A 2,517-nucleotide genomic window follows, 5' to 3' on the forward strand; every position below is an offset into this window, starting at 1 on the left:
CCTTTACGCGATTGATAATATTTCAGCTCTACCGTTGATAATTGCAACCGTATGCTCGTAATGAGAGCCTCTCAGCCCATCCGTGCTCACCACATCCCAGCCGTTTGCCAAAATTTTGGATGTTCCCTCTTTTTGACAAATCATCGGCTCCAAGCAAAATACCATCCCGTTTTTGATTTTAGGACCCTGCTTCGCATTGCCCCCATCAAGATAGTTTGGTATCTCAGGTTCTTCGTGCGGCTTCTTACCGATCCCATGCCCGCAAAAACCGCGCAAAGGGGTAAAACCTCTTCCAATAATAAACTTTTCAATTTCATAAGAGAGCTCTTTAAAGCGCATCCCCTCTTGAATCGTCTCAATCGCGAAGTACAAAGCATCTTTCGAACATGCGATTAATGCTTCATCTTCTAGAGAAATTTTACCGACACCGACAGAGATTGCCGCATCGCCGAAATACCCGTTTTTTTGTGTCCCTACGTCAAACCCGACAATATCACCCTCTTGAAGAGCGTAATCTGTCGGTATACCGTGAATAATCACTTCGTTGACGGAAGTACATACCGCGCTGGGAAATCCGTAAAGTCCTTTAAAAGAAGGGACGGCACCTTGACTTCGGATATACTCCTCACCCAAGGCATCCAACTCTTTTAATGTGACTCCCGGCTTAGTATGAGCAGCTAAAAGTTCTAAGGTCGCACCGACGATTTTATTCGCGGCACGAAGTTTGGTTAGTTCATCATTTTTTCGTAGCGCAATCGCCATTGTTACAGGCCAACCGCACTAAGAGTCTGGTATTTAGACATATAAACTTGTGCTTCGATTCGACGCATCGTATCTAGGGCTACTTGAACCACGATAAGAACGGCTGTTCCTCCAAAGAAGAACGGTACTCCCATCGCTTTTACAATGATCCATGGCAGTGTTGCCACCAAACCAAGATAGATAGCACCCGTAATGGTCAAACGTCCTGCCGTATCATTCAAAAACTCTTTGGTTGATTCTCCCGGACGAACACCCGGAATAAACCCGCCTTGACGTTTTAAATTATCCGCAATATCTTTAGCATTAAATACGATTGACGCATAGAAAAATGCAAAGAATACAACAAATACAAAGGTCAAAAAGTTAAAGAAATAGTGATTCGGATTCAATACGTCGGCGATGGCTTGAACCGTCGGGTTAGTGCTTGATGACATTACTGTCATCGGGAACATCAAAATAGCCGAAGCAAAAATAACCGGGATAACCCCTGAAAGATTCACTTTAACCGGAATATAGTTCATAACCCGCTTGTTTTGATTTTCCATCATTGTCTTTTTAGCATAGGTAACCGGAATACGGCGTTCACCCAGCTCAACATAGATAATGACTAAAACCGTCGCAATAATGAGGGCAATAATACCTACAAGCGACAGAAATCCCATCGCCCCGGTATTGACCATCGTTACCGCTTGTGAAATCGCACTCGGAATTGCCGAAACAATACCGGCGAAGATGATCAAAGAGACACCGTTACCGATACCGCTTTGGGTAATCTGTTCACCGATCCACATCAACAACATAGTCCCAGCTAGCATCGAAACGACTGCCAACAACATAAAGGTACTGTGATCTACTAAAATAGCACTGCTGCCGTCTTTTCCGGTCATACTCTGCAATCCTACACTGACGCCGATTGCTTGTACAATCGTAATGGCAATCGTTGCATAGCGGATAATTTGCATGTATTTAACCATACCGTCGCGCTCTTTTTTCATTTGCGCTAAGTTCGGGAAAGTGGCTGCTAAAAGTTCCATAATAATTGAAGCTGTGATGTAGGGCATAATGCCAAGAGAGATGATAGATAAACGTTCTACGGCATTTCCGCTGAACATATTGAAGAGACCTAACGCATCTGCCGCGTGATCATCAAAAAACGAAGCGATGACAGCTGTGTCAACACCCGGTACCGGCACATATGCCAGTAGACGGAAGATAAAGAGAAAACCGATCGTAATTAAGATCTTGTTTACAAGTTGTTGGTTCATTAGTTACCAGTTGTTGTAACGTTTTCGTCTTTGATTTTAGATGCTAAATCTTTTGCACTTGCACCAACGAGTTTTACCTTAGTGACCGATTTATTCAAACGGTGCACACTACGGATACTCTCCATTGTGATCTCTGCAAGTTCAGCAATTACCTTTGTTTTTTCAACATTAATAATTGTTGGTTTAACAACACGTGATGTAAAACCGATTTTTGGCAAACGGCGCGCAAGTGGTTGTTGTCCACCCTCAAAGTTACGCTTTTCATTGTAACCTTTACGTGCTTTTTGACCTTTGTGACCTTTACCGGCTGTTTTACCTTGGCCACTTCCTTGGCCACGGCCAAGACGTTTTGTGCTGTGGGTTGAACCCTCAGCAGGTGTAAGGTTTTCTAATGCCATAACTTATCCTTTGATACGTGATAGTGCATCGATTGTTGCACGTACCACGGTGTTTGGATTGTTAGAACCCAAAGACTTCGTCAAGATGTCTT

Annotated in this window: 3 protein-coding genes and 1 pseudogene; all 4 read right to left on the reverse strand. The window is 43.5% G+C overall.

All coding sequences use genetic code 11. The features are described 5' to 3' along the window. Nucleotides 1-3: 3 nt before the first annotated feature. Nucleotides 4-762 carry a type I methionyl aminopeptidase gene (gene map, locus A2517_RS11755; RefSeq protein WP_294897299.1) on the reverse strand — a complete coding sequence of 253 codons (759 nt, stop codon included), beginning with the start codon at nt 760-762 and terminating at the stop codon, nt 4-6. Between the two features lie 2 nt (nt 763-764). Then, on the reverse strand, nt 765-2,027 hold the full coding sequence (secY, locus tag A2517_RS11760; protein ID WP_294897301.1) for a preprotein translocase subunit SecY: 1,263 nt from the start codon (nt 2,025-2,027) through the stop codon (nt 765-767). Beyond that, the gene (rplO, locus tag A2517_RS11765; protein ID WP_294897304.1) at nt 2,027-2,425 is read right to left on the reverse strand and encodes a 50S ribosomal protein L15; all 399 of its coding nucleotides are present in this window, start codon (nt 2,423-2,425) and stop codon (nt 2,027-2,029) included. Before rplO ends, secY begins: the two co-directional genes overlap by 1 nt. A 3-nt stretch (nt 2,426-2,428) precedes the next feature. Continuing rightward, nucleotides 2,429-2,517: pseudogene (gene rpsE / locus A2517_RS11770) on the reverse strand (30S ribosomal protein S5); the annotation flags it as partial.

The organism is Sulfuricurvum sp. RIFOXYD12_FULL_44_77 (assembly GCF_001830725.1).
Taxonomy (GTDB): domain Bacteria; phylum Campylobacterota; class Campylobacteria; order Campylobacterales; family Sulfurimonadaceae; genus Sulfuricurvum; species Sulfuricurvum kujiense_A.

Bases quoted from the DNA above. Each gene is read 5' to 3' on its own strand.
- secY (WP_294897301.1), bottom strand. From the start codon at position 2,027: ATGAACCAACAACTTGTAAACAAGATCTTAATTACGATCGGTTTTCTC.
- rplO (WP_294897304.1), bottom strand. From the start codon at position 2,425: ATGGCATTAGAAAACCTTACACCTGCTGAGGGTTCAACCCACAGCACA.
- map (WP_294897299.1), bottom strand. From the start codon at position 762: ATGGCGATTGCGCTACGAAAAAATGATGAACTAACCAAACTTCGTGCC.